This window comes from Psychrobacter sp. Ps6 (assembly GCF_022129235.1).
In the GTDB taxonomy this organism is placed as follows: Bacteria; Pseudomonadota; Gammaproteobacteria; order Pseudomonadales; family Moraxellaceae; genus Psychrobacter.
Genome location: NZ_JADQAI010000186.1, coordinates 1 through 228 on the forward strand (window position 1 = coordinate 1; position 228 = coordinate 228).

Here is a 228-nt window from a genome sequence, read left to right on the forward strand (position 1 = left end):
AGACCTTTTAAGACAATATAACCATTCCCTTTCTCTGGATCTGGATAATCAATTAAGGTGTACTGGCCAAACTTACAACTGCCAAAGCGCTCATGGCCTGGAATCTTATACTCTAGATTAAAATCACAACCCATACCGTTTATGACAGGGTAAAGAAAGAGTAAGCCAATAGCTACCAGTAAAATTTTAGTTTTGCGCATGAATCTTACCCATCATATCAATGTATAA

The 228-nt window shown here is 36.8% G+C and carries 1 protein-coding gene; it reads right to left on the reverse strand.

The annotated features are described in order from the left end of the window. Window positions 1–200: hypothetical protein (locus tag I3255_RS14745; protein ID WP_238039502.1), on the reverse strand; the 200-nt coding region annotated here is incomplete at its 3' end. Window positions 201–228 lie beyond the last annotated feature (28 nt).